General features: G+C 44.1%; 16 protein-coding genes. 5 read left to right on the forward strand and 11 right to left on the reverse strand.

Translation table 11 applies throughout. The features are described from left to right. Positions 1-16 precede the first annotated feature (16 nt). From EDD59_RS07890 to EDD59_RS07910, 5 genes are all read right to left on the reverse strand, one after another. A complete protein-coding gene (locus EDD59_RS07890; protein WP_132380717.1) occupies positions 17-760 on the reverse strand; it encodes a segregation and condensation protein A in 744 nt (247 codons plus the stop codon). Positions 761-804: 44 nt separating this feature from the next. Beyond that, complete coding sequence (locus EDD59_RS07895) at positions 805-1686, reverse strand: metallophosphoesterase (protein WP_132380719.1); 882 nt, start codon at positions 1684-1686, stop codon at positions 805-807. Beyond that, the gene (gene deoC / locus EDD59_RS07900; protein WP_132380721.1) at positions 1679-2335 is read right to left on the reverse strand and encodes a deoxyribose-phosphate aldolase; all 657 of its coding nucleotides are present in this window, start codon (positions 2333-2335) and stop codon (positions 1679-1681) included. The genes EDD59_RS07895 and deoC overlap by 8 nt, the downstream gene beginning before the upstream one ends. Before the next feature lie 102 nt (positions 2336-2437). Then, positions 2438-3784: a D-alanyl-D-alanine carboxypeptidase family protein gene (locus EDD59_RS07905; protein WP_243117368.1), complete on the reverse strand. Its 1347-nt coding sequence runs from the start codon at positions 3782-3784 to the stop codon at positions 2438-2440. A gap of 66 nt (positions 3785-3850) precedes the next feature. Continuing rightward, complete coding sequence (locus EDD59_RS07910; protein WP_132380723.1) at positions 3851-5011, reverse strand: SAM-dependent methyltransferase; 1161 nt, start codon at positions 5009-5011, stop codon at positions 3851-3853. Between the two features lie 382 nt (positions 5012-5393). Here EDD59_RS07910 and EDD59_RS07915 point away from each other — a divergent pair, with 382 nt between their 5' ends. Next, the gene (locus EDD59_RS07915; protein ID WP_132380725.1) at positions 5394-6107 is read left to right on the forward strand and encodes a J domain-containing protein; all 714 of its coding nucleotides are present in this window, start codon (positions 5394-5396) and stop codon (positions 6105-6107) included. Positions 6108-6115: 8 nt separating this feature from the next. Here the strand turns inward: EDD59_RS07915 and EDD59_RS07920 are convergent, their stop codons facing one another. Next, positions 6116-8557, reverse strand: coding sequence for a cation-translocating P-type ATPase (locus EDD59_RS07920; RefSeq protein WP_132380727.1), 2442 nt, complete (start codon positions 8555-8557; stop codon positions 6116-6118). Between the two features lie 203 nt (positions 8558-8760). Here EDD59_RS07920 and EDD59_RS07925 point away from each other — a divergent pair, with 203 nt between their 5' ends. Beyond that, positions 8761-10122, forward strand: coding sequence for a Mur ligase family protein (locus tag EDD59_RS07925; RefSeq protein ID WP_132380729.1), 1362 nt, complete (start codon positions 8761-8763; stop codon positions 10120-10122). Then, a complete protein-coding gene (locus tag EDD59_RS07930) occupies positions 10119-10877 on the forward strand; it encodes a type 1 glutamine amidotransferase (protein ID WP_132380731.1) in 759 nt (252 codons plus the stop codon). The genes EDD59_RS07925 and EDD59_RS07930 overlap by 4 nt, the downstream gene beginning before the upstream one ends. 51 nt (positions 10878-10928) lie before the next feature. Here the strand turns inward: EDD59_RS07930 and EDD59_RS07935 are convergent, their stop codons facing one another. The 4 genes from EDD59_RS07935 to EDD59_RS07950 form a co-directional block, all read right to left on the reverse strand. After that, positions 10929-13601 (reverse strand): cation-translocating P-type ATPase, encoded by a 2673-nt coding sequence (locus EDD59_RS07935; protein WP_132380733.1) that lies wholly within the window; start codon positions 13599-13601, stop codon positions 10929-10931. Positions 13602-13755: 154 nt separating this feature from the next. Further along, positions 13756-14619 (reverse strand): L-serine ammonia-lyase, iron-sulfur-dependent, subunit alpha, encoded by an 864-nt coding sequence (gene sdaAA / locus EDD59_RS07940; RefSeq protein WP_132380735.1) that lies wholly within the window; start codon positions 14617-14619, stop codon positions 13756-13758. Further along, positions 14620-15285, reverse strand: coding sequence for an L-serine ammonia-lyase, iron-sulfur-dependent subunit beta (gene sdaAB / locus EDD59_RS07945; RefSeq protein WP_132380737.1), 666 nt, complete (start codon positions 15283-15285; stop codon positions 14620-14622). A gap of 131 nt (positions 15286-15416) precedes the next feature. Next, complete coding sequence (locus EDD59_RS07950) at positions 15417-16022, reverse strand: TetR/AcrR family transcriptional regulator (protein WP_132380739.1); 606 nt, start codon at positions 16020-16022, stop codon at positions 15417-15419. A gap of 160 nt (positions 16023-16182) precedes the next feature. Here EDD59_RS07950 and EDD59_RS07955 point away from each other — a divergent pair, with 160 nt between their 5' ends. Continuing rightward, positions 16183-18291 carry an efflux RND transporter permease subunit gene (locus tag EDD59_RS07955; protein ID WP_132380741.1) on the forward strand — a complete coding sequence of 703 codons (2109 nt, stop codon included), beginning with the start codon at positions 16183-16185 and terminating at the stop codon, positions 18289-18291. Positions 18292-18315: 24 nt separating this feature from the next. Next, a complete protein-coding gene (locus EDD59_RS07960) occupies positions 18316-20655 on the forward strand; it encodes a hypothetical protein (protein ID WP_132380743.1) in 2340 nt (779 codons plus the stop codon). 121 nt (positions 20656-20776) lie between these two features. Here EDD59_RS07960 and gdhA read toward each other — a convergent pair whose 3' ends face one another. Then, complete coding sequence (gene gdhA, locus EDD59_RS07965; protein WP_132380745.1) at positions 20777-22111, reverse strand: NADP-specific glutamate dehydrogenase; 1335 nt, start codon at positions 22109-22111, stop codon at positions 20777-20779. Positions 22112-22132: the final 21 nt, after the last annotated feature.

Consider the following 22132-nt stretch of genomic DNA (forward strand, 5'->3'; position numbering starts at 1 on the left):
ATCCTCTTCCATCCTTTTATATCAGCGAGCGAATCATGATTTCCCCGCATGTTTCCTCCTGCTCTGCTCGAATTGTCCCCAGCTTCATTAATTCTAGAATGGCCAGGAAGGTTACAACGATATGCATCTTACTCTTTTGCTCTTCAAGGAGCCGTCGGAAACTGAATTTATGATGTGTTCTGGCATAGTCCTCTACATAGGACAGTTTTACAGGAAGAGGAATTTCTTCCTTTTCAATTTTACCGAACTTACTTCTCACTGGGTCTATTTTATCCTCTTTGCGCTTCATGATATCCTGAAAAACCTGATTCAGTTGTTTCAGTGTCAGGTCACCCAGAAGCAGATCTATATCTACAGGCTCCACATATTCCATGACCTCCTCCGGAATTCCGGGTGTCTTAAATAAAATCTGATCAGCATTATGCTGCCGGTCTTTCAGCTCGTAAGCCACATATTTAAACATTTTATACTGCAGAAGCTGTTCCACCAGTTCCCGGCGGGGGTCTTCTTCCTCCCCGTCTTCATTGACCTCTTTGGGCAAAAGCATTTTACACTTGATATCCAGCAGCGTAGCAGCCATTACGAGAAATTCACTCATGATGTTTAAGTCTTCCTTCGGCATGTCGTGGATGTAATCCATGTACTGGGCGGTAATCTCTACAATTGGTATATCATAAATATCTATTTTACTTTTTTCAATCAAATGAAGCAGAAGGTCCAGAGGACCTTCAAACACTTCCAGCTTTACAGGTATTCCCATATTTCACATTCTCCCTTAAGGTATTCATACTGACACAGACATTCTTATTCCCTTTTAAATGGCTGCAGGTTGATGACGACCACTTCTGCATTGTTGCAGAAACGCAGATTGATTGTATGAGTACCCAGGCCTTTGCTCACGACAAGGGCCTGATTGTCTTTCTGCGTCATCTCTCCTGAATATTTTGGAAACAAAACAGCCTGCGGAGTAATGAGTCCTCCAAGACCGGGAATACGTATAATACCTCCATGGAGATGCCCCGACAGTGTTAAATCAGCTCCCCACTCCTTATACACGGGGAAAAACACCGGATTGTGGGCAAGCAATATATTATATTTATTCTTTTTGGCATCCTGTATACACCGGCTGATATCCTCCGGAGCAACCTGATGTTTCTTAAACTTTTCATAAGTGATTATGGGAAGCTCCAGCCCGGATATGCGCACACAAAGCTTATCCAGCATTACATCTTCCGCCTGATTCTCCAGAAAATGAACGCCGGATTTTTGAAGTGCATTCTTATAATTGTAATAAATCTTCCGCTCATAGTCCCAGGGAGATTCCTTTAAACGCTGCTCATGATTTCCGAGGGAATAATACACTGGACAAACAGAAGGCAGTTTTGCAATAAAAGAAAGGGCCTCCTGAAAATCAGAGTTTTCTTTCCCCACCAGCATGTCCCCTGCTATTAGAATTAAATTTGGTTTTTCCCTGCGTATGGCCCTGAAAAGCTCATCATTGTGCTCACCGTATACTTTATTGTGCAGATCTGCCAGCAGAACTACTTTTTTCTCTGTATCCAGCAGCCGGAATTTGGGAACCTGTAAGGAATATCTGGTGATTTTAAAAAACCCCAGTTCCCGTTTTCCCTCCACCAGAATGATTACAAGCAATACAAGAAAAATTGTGCCAACAATCCTACTCATGCTTTATTCCTTCTACAATTGCTATCCCCGAGCTTGTCCCCAGCCTGTCGGCACCTGCGCGGACCATGTCTAAAGCCGTCTCAGGGCTCCGGATTCCGCCGGAAGCTTTCACCCCCATACCTGATCCTACAATCCTGCGCATCAGGGCTACATCATCCTCCCGGGCGCCGTCCGTTGAAAAGCCTGTGGAGGTTTTCACAAAAGCTGCCCCCGACTCCCGGCATATTCTGCAGGCATATTCTTTCTCATCATCGGTGAGAAGACAAGTCTCGAGAATGACCTTTACTATTGCCTTATCTCCTGCCGCTTCCACAACAGAAGATATATCCTGTTTCACGTAATCCCAGTCCCTGCTCTTAATCATCCCCACATGAATGACCATGTCAATCTCTTCTGCCCCGTCCTCCACAGCTGCAAGAGTCTCTGCGGCCTTCCCTGCCGTGGACATGGCACCGAGGGGGAACCCAACTACCGTACACACTTTTACATCGCTGTCCTTTAAAAGCTTTGCACAGTAATATACAAAACTGGAATTTACACAAACAGAATGGAAACCATATTCCACAGCCTCCCTGCAAAGCTTCTCCACATCCTGCTTTGTTGCCTCTGGTTTCAAAATTGTATGATCAATCATTTTCGAAAAATCCATCATTATCCTCCATCAGTAACAGTAAAGCGGCATAAATCTGCCGGCAAATCTGTTAGCATTTACATTATATTAACATTTTTTGCCGGCAAATTCAATTACTGCTTATGCAGCTATAGTAAATTCTTTCATTACCTTCTTAAGATAGTCAAATATACCAGCTTTTTTTACATTTTGGGAGGCAATGACATCCACCTTGCCTATTTCTTTCCCATCCAGCTCATATACCAGGCTTCCTGCGACATTCCCTTTCTTGACAGGCGCATCCAGGCTCTTCTTCATATTCAATTTTTTTGTAATTTCTGACAGATTGGCTCCTGTTGTGTCAAGATAGCGGAATGTCCCGGAATATTTACAGGGTACAGTATCCTCCACTCCGCCATTCACATCTATATCCTTTAACTTTTGAGGCTTCTCGTCCTTGTAGAGCTGGCATTTCCCAAATCCATAATTTAGCAGTGTGGTGGCATCCTTGAACCGGGCTTTAGAGTCTTCTGCCGCCATAATGACTGCGACCAGATCAATGTCATTCTTTTTAGCTGTTGCCGACACACAAAATTTTGCCAACCCGGTAGAACCGGTTTTCAATCCGGTGGCGTATTCATACTGCCGCACAAGTTTATTCGTATTTGTAAGGCCAAATTCCGAAGTTCCCTTTTGGGTTGTATGGGTAATATTCTCCATCCATATCATACAGTAGTCCTGAATCTGAGGATATTTTGTAATCAGCTCCCGTGACATCAGGGCAATATCCCTTGCTGTTGTAACATGTCCGTCCGCATCCAGCCCATTGCAATTAACAAAATGAGTATTCTCCATGCCCAGTCCCTTTGCCCTCTCATTCATCCGTCTGACAAACTCCTCTTCATTGCCGCATATGTACTCTGCCATAGCTACACAAGCATCATTTCCGCTGGCTACGGAGATGCATTTTAGCATTGTATCTACAGTCTGAGTCTCTCCTGCCTCCAAAAACACCTGAGAACCGCCCATAGATGCCGCATATTCAGAAGTTGTCACCTGATCCTCCAGCTTAATCTTCCCCTCTGCCAGAGCATCGAAAATCAGCAGCATGGTCATAACCTTCGTCACACTTGCCGGAGGACGGGGCGTATCTGCATCCTTTTCGTAGATAACCTCACCCGTCGAAGCCTCCATCAAAACTGCAGATGGCGCACTGACCTGGGGACCTGCTGCTTCTTGGGCAGGTTGTTCTCCTTCAGAATCCTCTGATACGGTTTCCTGTATTTCCTCTACATCTTCTGGAACTTCTGTATTTTCGGTATCCTCTGACTCTTCTATATTTTCTGTGTCGTCCGTGTTTTCGGTATCCTCTGTACCCTCAATCGTTTCTTGAGTATCCTCATAGACAATATGTTCTTTTGCCGGCATTGCATATACATTCTGCACACATAGGAATGTACTGAGAAGTACCGCCAATACTCGTTTCATATAAAACTCCCTCTGCTACATCGTCTATTAACAATATAGTAGAGGGAGAAAAAAATTAGAACTTTTTTATACCACTCGGGTCATGGGTAGCTCGTTATTTACTCCTTTAGAAATTAAAATCTGATGTATATCTATAATGCCATTATGGAATGTTGCGGCGCAGGCAGCCAGGTAGAGTTCCCACATCCGGGCAAATTCCTCTCCCTGCATTTTTACAACCTCGTCTCTGTGGTTTAAGAAATTTTCACGCCAGCACAGCAGTGTTCTATTATAATGTCTTCTCAGGCTTTCCACATCCAGTGTATAGAACTTGTAATCCGGCAGAATATTTATAATCTCCCGCAGGCTTGGTATGGTTCCTCCGGGAAAAATATATTTTTTAATCCATGCGTCACCTTCATGTTCCTCCAGTGCGCTGATGTAATGCAGTAAAAACAATCCTCCCGGTTTTAAAACCTCATATACATTTTTCAGAAACAATTCATAATTTCCCCGGCCCACGTGTTCAAGCATGCCGACACTGACCACCCGGTCAAATTGCAGGCCTGATTTCTCCAAGTCTCTGTAATCCATAAGCTTTACAGACAGTAAGTCCTGAAGCCCTTCTTTCTCTATATCGTCAGAGAACTTTTTGTACTGCTCTTGGCTCAGGGTTATGCCGGTTCCCTTCACACCGTATTTTTTTGCTGCTTCTTTCAGGAGAAATCCCCAGCCGCAGCCTATATCAAGCAGTGTCATTCCCTCTTCCAGATGAAGCTTGTCCAGAATGTGATGTACCTTTCCCACCTGTGCCTGATACAAGGTATAGGAATCCTCCTTAAAATAACCGCAGGAATAACTCATGGTCTCATCCAGCCAGAGGCGGTAGAAATCATTGCCGATATCATAGTGGGAAGTCACTTCTTTTTTCTGATTTTTCTTAGATTTTGATGTGGTGATTAATTTCCTCAGGGCCGACTTATCTGTTGTGAACTTTCCCATCTCGCCCATGAATAAGTCAAGTACCTCATACAAATCCCTGTCCACCTCAAGATCTCCACGCATATATGCTTCGCCCAGTGCAAGCGATGTGCTGGTAAGCAATTCCTTCTGCTCCAGATTCTTATTTAAGGTTACCGTAAACTCTGGGACTGACGCATTTCCTATCTGTGAAACTTCTCCGCCGGATTTCAGATAGAAAGTGACAGGTATAATATGTCCCAGGTACTCTTTAATAAATGTCTGCATAATAATCCTCCTATTCAGCCTTATACCAAGTAATTATAAAACTTTCAGTTTATTTTTCAACCCCTTAAAAGGGAGTATTTTGTCTCCTAACTTTTCTTGATTTTTCTTTTCTCATATCGTAATATGATACCAGAGGCAAAAGGTCATGCGTTTCATGCTTGCATGATAAAGCATGACTTTGGGACCCGCAAAACATGAGAAAGTAGCCCGAATAGGGGGGATTTCGAATGTTTTTAGGATTGCGGGAGCACAAAGTGCGGAGCAATCCGTAGGTATCAGGGGTCAAAATACCCTTTGACCCTCGCGGCAGTCGCCAAATGGAAATGCAAGCATTTCCGCTTGGCTCGTTGCCCGCGGGAATAAATAAGGCAAGGAGAAAGCAATGGAAACCCGTACATATTACGACATTCTCGGTGTATCCAGAGAAGCAACCACGGAGGATATTACAGATGCAAAGAATGCTTTGGCAAAGGTATACCACCCTGATGCCAATATACATAATGATATAGATACAACATCCTATATGCAGGAAATACTGGAGGCATACCGGATACTCTCCAATCCTGACAAGAGAAAGGAATACAACCATGTACTGGCAGGGAAGCCGAACCGTGTGTTCCGCACTTACACCGTCGGAAAAGGAGATTCTGCAGAATGCACTGCCCCCTCTTTTGTTACATATTGGAATGCCGCCTGCAAGCTTAATGAAATTGTATCACAAAGTGAGAAAATCATAGAGACCAGCCACAAAAAAGAAAGAATTTCATTCAAAATTTTTAGAAAAATCGGAAAGCAAAATGGGGATGACACAGCAGTTGCAGAGCAGCTTAACACTTTATCCCTGCAGGCCATCCGCTATATTACGATTTTAAAAGCAGCAGAAATTCCTCTAAACTGTTGGCAGCCCGAGGCTATGAACTGGGTACTGGTTCGCTGGGGGCAAAAACAGAGCATGGATTACCGTGTGCTCTTTTCAAAATATGAGGCCTACGTGGAACAAAACCGGACGAACACAGAAAAAGCAAGGCTCCGTTCCCAGAACAGGCAATTCTATAATAATCTACAAAAATTGCTAAGCTATGCCGTTCTAAAATGAAAATCAATTCAATAAGTGCCTGTAGATTCTTCTGAGCGTCCTCTTAATCTCACGTAGTACAGTCTTAGCTTTCCAAGAAAAGATGTCAGGTAACGCAGCACAGGTTCCGTTGCAATGGAGAAGACTATAAATAGCATTACACATTTTGTAGACATGGATGTAATGGCAAATAAGTCATTCAGGAAAATACTGCAGAAAAGCAGCCCTATAATATTGCCTGCCACTACCACCACTCTCAGGATATTCATGGGGGCACTGATTTTATATAAAATCATGAATCCTACAATTGCCAGCAGCATAGTGGCCGCTGTAGAAATGTCTGTAGAGCTCACATCGAACGTCAGGCCGAACACTACAAGAGCCCCGACTGCCAGCACATCTGTCAGCGCTGCCGGAAGTGCCTTCAAAAATACATTTGTCAGGAAATGGCCTTTAATAATATTTTTATTTGGCTCAAGAGCAAGGAAAAATGCCGGTATTCCGATTGTGAACATGCTGATCAGAGATACCTGGGAAGGCTCCAGAGGATAAGTAATCATAAATACAGCAGAGAACAAGGATAGCAGGAAGGAAAATATGTTTTTTACCAAAAACAGACTCGCCGAGCGCTGAATATTGTTGACAACTCTCCGCCCTTCCATAACCACCTGGGGCATGCACGAAAAATCCGACTCCAAGAGTACAAGCTGGGATGCCTGAGCTGCCGCCTCGCTTCCGGATGCCATGGCAATACTACAGTCTGCATCTCTAAGCGCCAGCACATCATTTACGCCGTCACCTGTCATGGCAACTGTTTTTCCTGCATCCCTTAACACTTGTACAAACTGACGTTTCTGACTGGGGGTCACCCTCCCGAAGACTGTGTTTTTCAGCACAGCTTCGCGGATATCCTCGTCTGATTTCAGAGAAGATGCATCTACATAATTTTCTGCATGAGCAATGCCTGCTCTCTTTGCCACCTCAGAAACAGTTACCGGATTGTCTCCTGATATTACTTTCACTTCAACTCCCTGCTCAGCAAAGTATTGGAAAGTCTCTTCCGCTTCTTTTCTGATGGGGTTTTCCAGAAGGATATATCCCAGGGGAACAACCTCTTCTTTCAATGCCTTACCGTCTATTTCACCGTCATAAAAACCAAACACAAGCACCCTGGTTCCTTTTGAAGCATATTCCATAATTGTGTCTTCATACTTTTCATAATGTTGACGGAGAACAAACTCAGGGGCACCAAGCACATAGGCAGCATTCTCAAATGTAACGCTGCTGTATTTTGTGGCAGAGGAAAATCCCGTCTTACTCACCGGCTTTTTTCCGGACGTAGACTGAAAATAACTTTTCATGGCCTCCATTGTAATGTTGTCATTCTCCATTGCCGACGTGAAGTCCCCGATCATCACATCCAAAAGACCCATGGTCTCAATGTCATACCCTTCTGCAGGAATCACCCTTTGAACTTCCATGGTATTCTCCGTGATAGTTCCCGTCTTATCCACACAAAGTACATCGACTCGGGCCAGTGTTTCAATACATTTCATATCATGAAGCAGAACCTTTTTGTGAGCCAGCCTGACCGAACTGACTGCAAGTGCTACGCTTGTCAGAAGATAAAGTCCTTCGGGAATCATTCCAATGACTGCTGCAACCATAGATGTGATGCTGGACTGAAATCCTTCCTTTTGAAAATAAAGTGCCTGCACAAACAGAATAATTCCAATAGGTATGATGGCTATTCCGACGCCTTTTACCAGTTTATCCAGGGAACGGATCATTTCGGACTGTTCCCCTTTCTGCATCGCCTTTGCTTCCAGTGTCAATTTGGAAATATAGGAGTCCATCCCCACCTTATCCAGCCTTGCATGACATTTTCCCGATACAATAAAGCTTCCTGACATCAGACTGTCGCCTTTTCTCTTCGTGATTTCATCAGATTCACCTGTCAGCAGAGACTCATCGACCTGAACCTCACCTGCACAAACTTCAGCATCTGCGCAGACCTGATTGCCGGCCTTAAAAATAACAATATCGTCCAACACCAACTCTTCCGCATCAATCACTGTTTCCAGGCCTTCTCTAACCACTGTTGCATGCGGCGCATTGAGCATGGTCAGCTTGTCCAGAACCCTTTTTGCCCGGATTTCCTGCACAATTCCAATCAATGTATTTAAAATAATAACCGGCAGAAAGGTAAGGTTGCGGAAAGAACCCGCAATACATAAAAGTATAGCCAGAATTAAAAATATCAGGTTGAAATACGTAAACAGATTATCATGGATAATCTCCTTTGTTGTCTTGGCAGGTGGGTCCACCGATATATTACTCCAACCATGCAGCCTGTGTTCCTGCACCTGCTGATTGGTCAGCCCCTTACGGTACTCCGGACGATACCGAGTGGTGGGGATCCTCCTGTTACTTCTCTCTTCAATCATCTGCAGTCTGTTTTCTTTTCGCATGTATTTTCTTTCACCTCATTTTTGTGATACATTATCTACAGTATTTTCCAAATTTAATCTTATTCATTCTACCACACTGAGAACAAATTTCCAGAGGCTTCACCAAAATTTTCATAAATTGACACAGTTCCTTGTTTTCTGGACTTGTTTCCATTATAATAGTACAAGATTCTAAGAAAAGGATAAGTGTTGACAATAAGATCATGAAATTAAGAAGCGTACTTGCAATCAAATGTGCTAAATGCACCAGTTATCTGATTAAAAAACTAAACAGAGGGAGCGGCGTCACTCTTCCGGGATATGTGGCCCGTCTTGTGGATCCCCACATCCTGAGTGTTATGGTGGGAATGGTAAAGGAAAAAACAATTGTAACTATGGGGACAAACGGTAAAACAACAACCAACAGTATTTTATATCATGCCCTGGAAGCAGAAGGTAAAAAGGTGATTATAAACCGAACTGGTGCCAACATGCTCAACGGGATTATCTCCGCCTTTGTTCTTGCGGCAGACAAGCACTGCCGCCTGGATGCAGATTATGCCTGTATTGAGGTAGATGAAATTGCATCTGTAAATGTACTGCCCCAATTAAAACCGGACTGCGCTCTTTTAACTAATATTTCCAGGGATCAGCTCGACCGTTTCGGCGAGGTGGACATTACATTCAATAAACTGAAGACTGCTGTAACAAGCGTTCCGGATACAAAACTGATTATTAACTGCGATGATGTACTTTCCTACACTCTGGCTTCGGAAAGTGGAAATACGTTTGTAACATATGGCATCAGTGAGCAGATATTTGATGACATTTCCCGCTCTGAAATCCGGGAAAGTATTTTTTGCCGTTCCTGCGAAAAGAAATTGGAATATGATTTCTTTCATTATGGACAACTGGGAATTTACCACTGTCCCAACTGTGGACTGAAACGGCCTGAGCCTGATTTTACGGCGGCAGACATTTCTCTGGAAGACGAATTGTATACATTTTCTATGGATGGCATGCTGATTCATTCAACAGCCCGCACTCCATACAATATTTATAATACCTTATCCGCTTATGCGGCGCTGAATGCTCTGGAAGCTGACCTGGCACATTTTCAGGATATGATAGAATCTTTTGATTACGGCAATAACCGGGAAAGTATCTTTTCAATTAACAGTGCAAGAGTTCAGCTCCATCTTGCCAAGAACCCTATCGGTTTCCAACAGAAGATTTCTCTTGTATTAAAAGACGAAAAACCCAAGGATATCATCATACAGATTAACGATACCTATCAAGATGGTGAAGACATCTCCTGGCTTTGGGATGTAGACTTCCAGTATCTTGCAGATGCAGAAGCCGCCACAATTACTACAGCGGGCACCCGTAAGTTTGATATGGGGCTTCGCCTAAAATACGAGGATATCTCCTGTGATAATACCACAGATCTGCGCAGCACTATTATTGAGCGCACTAAGAGAGGGACAGGCAATCTTTATGTGATTGTAAATTATTCCGGACTTTACAGCACAAATTATATGCTGACGGAATTAGAGAAAACACAAAAAGGGGGAGAAGAGACATGAAGCTCACAATCGGACATTTATACCCAGATTTGCTGAATCTGTACGGTGACAGGGGAAACATACAGTGTTTCCGCAAGCGTCTGGAATGGCGGGGCATGGAAGCAGAGGTTATTCCTTTTCTTTCTGGTGATACTATAGATTTTTCTCAACTGGATATTATCCTGCTGGGCGGCGGCTCTGACAGGGAGCAGGAGCTGGTATGCGGACATTTGAAAAACATTCAGCAGGATTTTAAAAATTATGTGGAAGACGGCGGAGTTGTCCTGGCTGTCTGCGGAGGATACCAGCTTCTGGGAAAATATTACAAGACGGACAAAAAGATGATAGAAGGCCTTTCTATATTAGACATTACCACCGAATGGCAGCCGGAGCGCCTAATTCGGAATATTGTCCTTGACAGTCCCCTCTTTGACACACCTGTAGTGGGATTTGAAAACCACGGCGGCCGCACCTACATCGGCAGCCATACACCTTTTGGCAAGGTATTCTATGGGCTCGGCAATACAGGCAAATCCGGTTACGAAGGTGTGCTTTACAAAAATGTTATCGGAACCTATCTGCATGGTCCTCTTCTCCCAAAAAATCCACAGGTATGTGATTATCTGCTGGAAAGAGCCCTAAAAAGAAAATACAGTGATAATATTGTTCTTGAGCCGCTGAAAGATGAATTAGAACATCTGGCAAACGGATACATTGCAGGCAGATACAGTGACAAGAAGTATATTTTAAAAGAAACAATCAAAAGACACATCTAAAAAGGTGAGCGGGCAGTTTTCCTGTCCGCTCACCTTTTTATTACATTTACTCTATTTCTTCAGCTTTCTCTGGATAGCTTTTGTTATTTCCATAATCGGAATAATCGCAATCGCCAGTCCCATAGCAATCAGATACTCGTTCCAGTCAATCGGCTGGAATGAGAACGCCTTTGCAAGGGCAGGAATTTCAATAACTCCTGTTGTCAATACGAATGAAAGCAGCATAGCCCCCCACAGCCACTTATTATGATAGTTCATAGTAAATATGGAACCCCGTCTGGAGCGCATATTAAATGAATGGAAAATCTCAACCATCGACAAGGTAAGAAAGGCCATCGTCATTCCATCGGCACTATCCGTAATCTCCCACACACCTGATTCTATATAATGTCCGATAAAATAAGAACCCAGCGTTAATATTGTTACAATTGCTCCCTGGAAACCAATATCAAATCCCATTCCTCCTGCAAAAATTCCGTCTCTGGAATTTCTCGGCTCCCGCTTCATGATATCGCTTTCAGCTCTCTCCATACCCAGTGCCAGTGCAGGGAACGCATCTGTAATCAGATTAATCCAAAGCAGGTGCACTGGTTTTAAAATCTGAAAGCCCATCAGTGTGGCGAAAAACACAGCCAGTACCTCAGCCATATTGGAAGCTAAAAGGAACTGAATTGCTTTTCTGATATTATCATATATGCGGCGTCCCTCTTCAACCGCAGATACGATGGTTGCAAAATTATCGTCTGCCAGAACCATATCTGCTACATTTTTTGTGACATCTGTCCCTGTGATACCCATGCCGACACCGATATCAGCGCTTTTGATAGAAGGAGCGTCATTGACACCGTCCCCGGTCATGGCCACAATCATGCCCTTCTTCTTCCACCCTTTAACAATACGAACCTTATGTTCCGGCTGCACACGGGCATATACGGAATAATTTTCAATCTCTGTGAAAAAATCTTCATCGCTGATTTCATCCAATTGTGCCCCGGTGATTGCCTGGCTGGCATCTTCGATGATTCCCAATTGCTCTGCAATAGCGACAGCCGTATCTTTGTGGTCTCCCGTAATCATAATAGGACGGATTCCCGCTTCCCGGCATTCCTTAACTGCGTCCTGCACTTCCGGGCGTACAGGGTCAATCATGCCAGACAACCCCAGGTAGCAAAGCTCCTCCTCCAAATTACCTGGTTCCTGGTTGTCAGGGATTGAATCCCAGCTGCGCTGTGCACCGCACAACACCCGCAATGCCTGTCCTGCCATCTCACGGTTCTGACTTATGATTTCTTCTCTGGTTTTATCATCTAAAGGCTTTTCCTGGCCATCCGACCAGAATTTTGTACACCGTTTTAAAACCTCATCCGGAGCACCTTTTGTAAACTGTATAATTTCACCGTCACTCGTCCGATGTATGGTAGACATCATCTTGCGCATAGAATCAAAAGGTGCTTCCCCTACACGCGGATATTCTTCCATCAATTCAGATTTAGGCAGTCCAAGCTTATAAGCATCATTTACGAGAGCAGCTTCAGTTGGTTCTCCCACTGCATTATTTTCATCATCCAGGTTGGCATCTGAGCACAGAGCCATCGCCATTGCAAGTCTTTTTTCATCAGACCCGCTGTGATGGACCACTGTCATCTTATTCTGGGTCAGTGTACCGGTCTTATCGGAACAGATAATCTGTGTACAGCCTAATGTCTCCACAGCAGTAAGCTTGCGGATCACTGCATTTTTTGCAGACATCTTGGTAACACCCATGGAGAGTACAATCGTCACTACGGCTGCCAGGCCTTCCGGAATGGCAGCTACCGCCAGGGAAACTGCGATCATAAATGTATCCAGAGCAAACTCTCCGTTAATTCCTGTTCCTGTCACCTGTGCTCTAATTAGACTTACTGCAAATATTACAACACAGATAATCAACACCAGAATACTTAGAACTTTACTGAGCTGATTCAATTTAATCTGGAGCGGTGTTTCGTCATCTTTTGCATTTGACAGTGCATCGGCAATCTTCCCCATCTCGGTATCCATGCCAGTTGCCGTCACTACGGCCCTTCCGCGCCCATATACTACCGTGCTTCCCATATAGCACATGTTCTTTCTGTCGCCAAGAGGGACATCCTTTGCTCCGTCCAGATTCAAGACTTTACAAATTTTATTGACAGGCACAGATTCTCCGGTCAGTGCAGCCTCTTCTATCTTCATGCTGGCACTTTCTATAATTCTTGCATCTGCCGGAACTGCGTCTCCGGCTTCCAGCATAACAATATCCCCCGGAACAAGCTCCTCGCTTCTTATGCTGGCTTGCTTCCCATCGCGGATTACATTTGATGTGGCCGCCGCAATTTCCTGGAGAGCCTCAATCGCTTTCTCAGCCTTGCTCTCCTGCACAACACCCAGCACCGCGTTAATAATCACCACAATCATGATGATGATAGCCTCTGCAAAGGGCTCACCTTCCAAAACTGATGTGATTCCGGAGATAACCGCAGCTACAATTAGTATAATAATCATAGGATTCGCCAGTTCTCCAAGGAAACGCTGAAAAACAGATACTTTTTTTCCTTCTTTTAATTTGTTTGCTCCATATTGCTGCAGCCTTTTTTCAGCCTCCTGGGTACTAAGACCTTCCTCATTAGACTTTTGTTCCTGCAGTACTTCTTCCACATTGGTTAAGTACTCTTTCATAGTGACCTCCTTTAAGTCTGTTTTCATCCTACGATTAAAAAAAGACTTATCTGTATATACAGATAAGTCTCGTCATTTCATCAAAAGCCAGGAACTTCTGTTCCGGTTGTTGGCCCTTTCGCGGTTAATCGCCGACTACTCCCTTACTGAATGGCATTGTAACACATCCCGCACTTATCCGTCAAATATTTTCTGAAATTTCTTTTGCTCTTGGAGTGTTCGCCAACCCGCCTTTTCCTGTTTCACGCAGAGAATCGTTCATTGTTTCCCCAACTTCTCTCATGGCATCAATTACCTGGTCCGGAGGAATACGGCTTGTAATGCCTGCCAGAGCCATATCCGCCGCAGACAGCGCATTGACAGCTCCCACTACATTTCTTTTTACACAGGGTACTTCAACCAGACCGGCGACAGGATCACAGACAAGTCCCATTAGATTACTCAGGGCCATTGCAGCTGCATCCGTAATCTGATTATTGTCTCCGCCTTTTAAATAAACCAGCGCTCCCGCAGCCATTGCGGAGGCAGAGCCTATTTCTGCCTGGCATCCGCCTGATGCGCCTGCTATAAAAGCCCTGGATGCTATCACCTCTCCGATTCCCGCCGTTACATAAAGACTGTGGAGAATCTCCTGCTCTATATTTCTTTTCTCTCTGAATAAGGGAACAAGCACCGCCGGTATCACACCACAAGCCCCCGCTGTCGGGGCGGCAACAATCCGCTTCATACAAGCATTGGATTCCCCCATTTGCAAAGCTTGCGCAATAACTTTAGAAACAAAATTTCCGCAAAGTGTATCTCCTTTTTTGCGGTATGATTCCATCTGTCCCCCCATGCCTCCTACGAGTCCGCTGTTTGAGGTGAGATTTGTGTCGTAATCATCGCTTGCCCGCAGCATAGCGTCCCACATTCCCTTCATAGTATGGACAGATTCTTCTTCACTAATACCATTTTCCTCCATGTCCCCCAACAATACAGCTTTCCAAAATGGGACACTCTTTTCTACGCAAAACTGATTAATTTCTTCCAAAGACTGATAAGCCATCTATGCTTCCTCCCTGTCTATATAAGTTACCTTTACAATGCCTTCCTGTTTTTCCAGCCACTTTATAAAAGAGTCCGGCACCGTCTGGTCAATCTCAATGACCATAACTGCCAGTCCGCCTCTTTTCTCGCGGTGGAGTTGAAGGGTCGCAATGTTGATAGACTCCTTTGCAAGCATGGAAGTCACTTCTGCTACATGCCCGGGAGTATCATGGTTGTGGACAATCAGTGTAGGACACTCTCCGGTACAGTTCACCACAATGCCGTCCAATTTATTTAACATAATACGGCCTCCGCCCAGAGAAGAGGCCTGCACCTCTAATACTCTGCCGTCCTCACCGGTTACCTTTAAAAGCGCCGTGTTGGGATGGGCATCCCGTATTTCTATATTCTTTATCTGAAAATCCAGCCCTTCATGAGCTGCAATCTTAAAACTCTCAGGAATTCTCATATCATCCGGCTGCATTCCCAGAAGTCCCGCTACAAGTGCTTTGTCTGTACCATGGCCCTTTCCCGTGGCCGCAAAGGAGCCACAGAGTCCAATTTCTGCTTCTACCGGGCGGCTTCTCAGCAGCTTTCTCGTAACATGTCCTATATGTACCGCCCCCGCTGTATGAGAACTGGACGGCCCTACCATAACCGGTCCTAAAATATCAAAGATGTTCATAATCCGCTTCCTCCAAAAAAGAATGTAAGCCTATTCCTTAATCAGTATAGCAAATTCTCATTTAAATATCCACGAATTAGTTGCAATTCTCCTGTATTTTCTTCCAAGGTGCTATAATAACACTTTTGTTCCTATTCGACAATATGGTTCCGAATAATCGCCCGGATACTTTCATTTAAATAAGGCTTCAGTTCCTCATAGCTGATCGGGTCATTCTCCAAAATTGTGCTGTATGATGCAGAACTTGCCAACTCAATTATCAGAAATAGCATTGTTTTAGGCGCTCTTAACTCTACCTTGGGGTTTTCTTCCACCATTTTACGAAAGAACTGCATAACATTCATTTGTTCATCTCCTTCGTTTTTTATGATTGCCTGCCTGAAAATCCCCCAACTGAGATTTTTAGAAATGAATTTGAGTATCGCTTTGTTTTTGACCATCTGATCCAGCACATAGTCCACAATAAAGACAATCTTATCTTCAAACTCAGGAATCCCGCATTTTTCAAGCTCTTCATGTGCTGCCATAAAAAGTTTTCCGGCCGTCCTCGCGATCAGCCTGTCCCGGATTTCATACTTGTCCTTGAAATAAAGGTAAAATGTTCCTTTGGCAACTCCTGCTTTCTGAACAATGTCGTGAATGGATGTTTGGGAAATACCTTGAGATAAAAACAAGTCATAGGCACTGCCAAACAATGCCTCTAATTTGTGCTGCTTGTTTTTTTCCACTTTCCCCATAATTCCACACTCTTTTCACTCACTTTTCTTCATTATAAATAGAAAGTGACCAAAAGTCAACTTTACATTCAAAAAATATTGACGTATGGTCATTTTGGGTGTATATTACTTTTAGTCTAAAAATGACTAAAGGTCATAAATAAAAAGGAGGAAAAACAACATGGTTAACGTAGGTAAAAAAATAGTAAAGTATCGTGTTGCCATTCTGATACTCGGTATTTTACTTCTAATACCTTCGGCTCTGGGCTATTTCAAAACCAAAGTAAATTACGACATTCTTTATTATCTTCCTGATAATATTGATACAATGAAAGGTCAGAATATTCTGATGGATGATTTCAAGAAGGGTGCTTTCGCAATGGAAGTCGTGGAGGGAATGACTACAAAAGAAGAGGCAGCTATAAAGGAAAAGATTGAGAATGTAGACGGCGTTGCTGATGTAATATGGTACGATTCTATCGCAGATACTTCTATTCCAATCAACGCACTTCCCAGTAAACTAAAGGATGTATTTAATACGGATGACGCAACACTGATGGCAATCTTCTTTGACGATACAACTTCCGCAAACAGCACAATGGATGCTATAACAGAAATCCGGAGCATCACCAATAAGCAATGTTACTTAAGCAGTATGTCCGCCGTCGTCACGGATATCAGACAGCTGTCAGAAAAGGAAACTCCTATTTATGTCCTGATCGCGGTTATCCTAACTTGTATCGTTCTTTCTATATTTATGGACTGCTGGATTCTTCCGCTCTTTTTTATGCTGAGTATTGGAATGGCAATCGTCTATAATATGGGAAGCAACTATTTTCTCGGTGAAATTTCATATATTACAAAAGCACTCAGTGCGGTCTTGCAATTAGGTGTCACAATGGACTACTCCATATTTTTGTATCACAGTTATCAGGAGAATCAACAGCGTTTCCCCAATGATAAAGAACGTGCCATGGCACATGCTATTTCCAATACCTTTTCTTCTGTTCTCGGAAGTTCCCTCACAACGGTGGCCGGATTTATCGCATTGTGTTTCATGACCTTCACTCTTGGAAAAGATCTTGGCATCGTTATGGCAAAAGGCGTTGTGTTCGGCGTTCTCAGCTGTGTAACGATTCTGCCGTCATTTATCATGATCTTTGATAAACTGATTAGGAAAACAACACACCGCACCGTTATGCCGGCCATGGAGAAGCCAGCCAGATTTATCACTAAACATTTCAAAGTGTTTATTCTGGTATTCCTGGTAGTGCTTCCTCCTGCACTCATCGGTTACAAGAAGGCTGACGTTTATTATAATCTGGATGCTACACTTCCAAAATATCTGGACAGCATCAAAGCAAATGAAAAGCTTTCTGAAGAATTTGACATGAATGCCACACATATGGTTCTTGCAAATACAAACCTTTCTTCCAAAGATGCAAAAGCAATGCTAGATAAAATGTCAGATGTAAAAGGGGTAAAATTTGCACTTGGATTAGATAGTCTGCTTGGCTCTGCAATACCAAGAGATGTAATTCCAACCAAGCTTACAGAAACGCTGAAGCAAGGAAACTGGCAACTGTTCCTTGTCCAATCTGAATACAAAGTAGCGACTGAGGAAGTAAACCAACAATGCACCAAATTGAATGATATCATCAAAAAATATGATTCCTCTGCAATGTTGATTGGAGAAGCTCCTTGTACGAATGATCTGATCACGATTACCGATAAGGATTTTAAAGTGGTAAGTGCAATCTCCATTATTGTTGTCTTTCTTATTATAGCAATTGTATTTAGATCCATTTCCCTTCCGGTCATTTTAGTAGCAGTGATTGAATTTGCAATATTCATTAACCTTGGGATTCCATATTACACGGGAGTAAAAATGCCTTTCATTGCTTCCATTGTCATCGGAACCATACAGTTGGGCGCAACCGTAGATTACGCAATTTTGATGACAACACGTTATAAAAAGGAACGCTGTAAAAGGAAGGAGAAGAAAGAATCTATCCGGATTGCATTGGGGTCCTCCATCACCTCTATCATCTTATCGGCTCTGGGGTTCTTCGCGGCAACCTTCGGCGTTGGTTTATACTCAGACATTGATATGATTTCATCAATCTGTATACTGATGGCACGAGGCGCCATCATCAGTATGTTTGTCGTCATTCTCATTCTCCCGTCTATGCTGATGATATTTGACAAATTCATTTGTGCAACAACAAAAGGGATGCGGGTGGCAATCGCAGAGCATAGCGCCTTAGCACAAAACCAAGTAAATGCTTAATATACAATTAGGAGGTAGTTGAAAATGAAAAACAGAGAATATAGAACTTTAGTCGCCCTGGCACTTACTTTGACCCTGACTGCCAGTGCCTTAGGAATCTCACCTGCAGTTTATGCAAAAGAAAGTGCCGCTAAAACAGAAAGTGCTTCTGATACAAATACATCTAAGACATCATACCAGGCTTCGTCTGATGCGAAACCTTACAAAGATGAAACTGTTTATGCCAAAATTGACGGCACTGGATCTGTCACGTCCATTACCGTATCAGATCAGCTAAAAAATATTACAGATACAAACACCATCGAAGATGTTTCTTCTTTAAAAGATATTGAAAATGTAAAGGGCGATGAAACCTTTTCTCAGAATGGCCAAAAATTGGCATGGACAGGGGACAACAAAAGCATCTGCTATCAGGGAACAATCACACAAACTCTTCCGGTTGAAATAAATGTTACTTACGCTCTGAATGGGAAAACTGTCAACCCGGAGGATCTCGAAGGAAAAAGCGGGCACCTGGTCATTCATTATCAATACGAAAACAACACCAAATCAACAGTAGAAAAATATACCCCCTTTTTGATGGTGACCGGATTGGTTCTGGACAGTAATATATTTACAAATGTTACCACCTCAAACGGGAAGCTTGTATCCGATGGTGACCGTGATATTGCAATCGGCATGGGGCTCCCGGGACTCAAAGCAAATCTGGGCGTATCTGATCTGGATGTCCCTGACTATTTTGAGGTCGAAGCAGATGTTGCAGATTATCAGCCTGCAGATGGCATTACTATCGCCACAAACCAGATTTTCAACAACCTGGAGACTGATCAGTTCGACAGCTTATCTGATTTGCTAGATTCCATGAACAGTCTGCAGTCAGCGGCAGATCAGCTTGTGGATGGTTCCGGTGAACTAAGGACCGGGCTCGATACGCTGCTTTCCTCTTCCGGGGCTTTGACAAAGGGCATCGGGCAGCTTGCAGAAGGCGGCATTACTCTAAAGAGTGGCGCGCAAACTCTTGTCTCAGGGAGCAGTGAGCTGGCTCTTGGAAGCCAGACACTTTCAGACGGAACCAGCAAACTTTCAAGTGGAACCGGGACCTTAAAAAACGGCGTTTCCGACTTGAATATAAATCTGGCCAGGGCTTCTGCGATTGCCTCCGGTGATCTGAAAGCAGGTGTTATAACACTAAGTGACAGTGTAGATGCCATGAAGCCTGAACTTACATCAACGCTTACCCAGCTTGCAGGGGGAATACAACAGTTAAATAATGGTTTAAACACAGTGCAGGACGGACAGCAGTCAAGTTTAAAGGACGGTGCTGCTGCGTTAAGCAGCGTTCTGAATAACGGGACCCCGCAAACCGGAGGGAAAAACATGTCTGTACTGGCTCAGGAAACACTCGAAGCTGCCAATGCTCTCCAGGGACAAATTGGAAACTCTTCAATCACCACTTCTGCCAGTGATGCCGTAACAGATGACGGCAAGACTGACAGCGCCATCGCCAGATTGAACGATGTTGCCGCCGGCCTGGATGAATCTGATCCAGCAACTGCTGCTACTATCCGGAGCGCAATGGATGCCCTAAACTCTGGTCAGGAAATCCGAAATGCAAAAGCTTCTGAGCTTGACAGTCAGATCCATGCACAGTCTGATACAATCAGCAACGCTTCAAATATGGCTGCCGACAATCTGACAACAATTATTACCGATGCAACCATGCTGAAGGGAATGGCTGACAGTCTTGCACCAAACGCATCTGCCATTAGTGCCGGTGTTACACAGGCTGCGGATGGCGTAGCCAAAATTAATACGCTGATTACCGACAACGATAAAGGACTTCCCCAGGTCAGCCATAAGTTGAACGAATTGCAACAGGGAACAACTGCCCTGAAAGAAGGAATCGCTGGTGAAAACGGCCTTGCAAATGGTTTGGTACAATTATCCGCAGGCGCTTCTAAACTCAACAGCGGCGCAGCTTCTCTTGACGAAAACATGCAGGCTGCAGATGCTGGTGCAAAAAGTGTAACAGCCGGCGCCTCCCAGCTGTCCTCGGGAGCTCTCGCACTTGATAACGGCGCCGGTGCCCTCTCCAATGGAATCCAGAGTCTTCAGGTAGGATCCGCTGCCCTGGTTGATGGCGTAAAAAAACTGGATGATGGTGCCGCAACTCTGAATGACGGCATGATTCAATTCAATGAAAAAGGGATTCAGAAACTTGTAAGCGTATTTAACGGCGATATCGATGGCCTGCTGGATAAACTAAGCACAATGCTCGATGCCTCAAGAAAATACAAGAACTTCTCCGGCATTTCCAATAATATGGATGGACAGGTAAAATTTGTCTTTGTTTCAGATAAATAACACAAGTACAGAAAAAGGGGCAGTCTCCTCGTCGAGAAAGCTGTCTCTTTTTCTGTACCTATGCTCTTTTCTGCCTATGTGAATATTTAGGTGTTTGCAAAACGTCAAAACCTACAGTATTTTACACAATTCCCTGAGCCATCATGGCGTCCACGACCTTCTCAAAGCCTGCGATGTTCGCACCTACTACATAGTTTCCCTTTGCATCGTATCTTTCGGCTGCATCCACCATATTATGACAGATAGATACCATGATCCTCTTGAGGCGGCTGTCAACCTCCCCGAAGGTCCAGCTAAGTCTTTCACTGTTCTGAGACATTTCAAGAGCAGATGTGGCTACGCCCCCGGCGTTGGCTGCTTTCCCAGGAGCAAACAGTACTCCATTTGCCTGAAGATATTCGGTTGCTTCTAGCGTCGTTGGCATATTTGCGCCCTCTGCCACTGCAATACATCCATTTTCTGCCAATATCTTCGCATCATCCAAAAGCAGTTCGTTTTGCGTTGCGCACGGAAGTGCAATGTCAACTTTTACCGACCACACTCCTTTTCCCTCATGATACTTTGAATTTGGACGGTAATTCTTGTATTCTGTCAGTCTTGCCCGTTTTACTTCTTTGATTTCCTTAAGTGCAGTTACGTCAATGCCATCCAGATCGTATACCCAGCCGTTTGAATCACTGACGGTCACTACTTTGGCACCTAGCTGCTGTGCCTTCTCTGTTGCATAGATTGCAACATTGCCGGAGCCGGAAACTGCAATTGTCTTACCTTCCAATTCGATTCCATTGAGCTTTAGCATTTCCTGTGTCAGATAGAGCAGCCCATATCCGGTAGCCTCCGTGCGCGCCAGAGATCCTCCGTAGCTTAACCCTTTTCCTGTAAGAACACCCTCTGATAATCCGCGGATACGCTTGTACTGCCCGTACAGATACCCGATTTCTCTTGCACCTGTTCCAATATCACCGGCCGGCACGTCTGTGTCTGCTCCGATGTACCTGCTCAGCTCCGTCATAAAGCTCTGACAAAATGCCATAATCTCTCTGTCAGATTTCCCTTTGGGGTCAAAATCAGAGCCGCCCTTTCCTCCGCCGATAGGAAGGCCTGTCAGAGAGTTTTTAAAAATCTGCTCGAATCCCAGGAACTTAATAATGCCAAGGTTTACGGATGGATGCAGACGAAGCCCTCCTTTGTATGGTCCAATTGCACTGTTGAACTGAACACGGTAGCCTGTGTTTACATGAGCCTGGCCGTTATCATCTACCCACGGCACACGGAACTTCAATTGTCTTTCCGGTTCAGTCAGCCTTTCCAGAAGAGCGTCTCTGCGGAACTGTTCTTCATTTGCCTCTACTACGAGCCGAAGAGACTCCAGTACTTCCTTCACTGCCTGATGGAATTCCGGTTCTGCAGGATTCTTTTTCACTACTAACTCGATTACCTCGTCTACATATGACATCCCTTTTTCCTCCTAAAATGT

This window comes from Muricomes intestini (genome assembly GCF_004346165.1).
GTDB classification, from domain to species: Bacteria; Bacillota; Clostridia; order Lachnospirales; family Lachnospiraceae; genus Muricomes; species Muricomes intestini.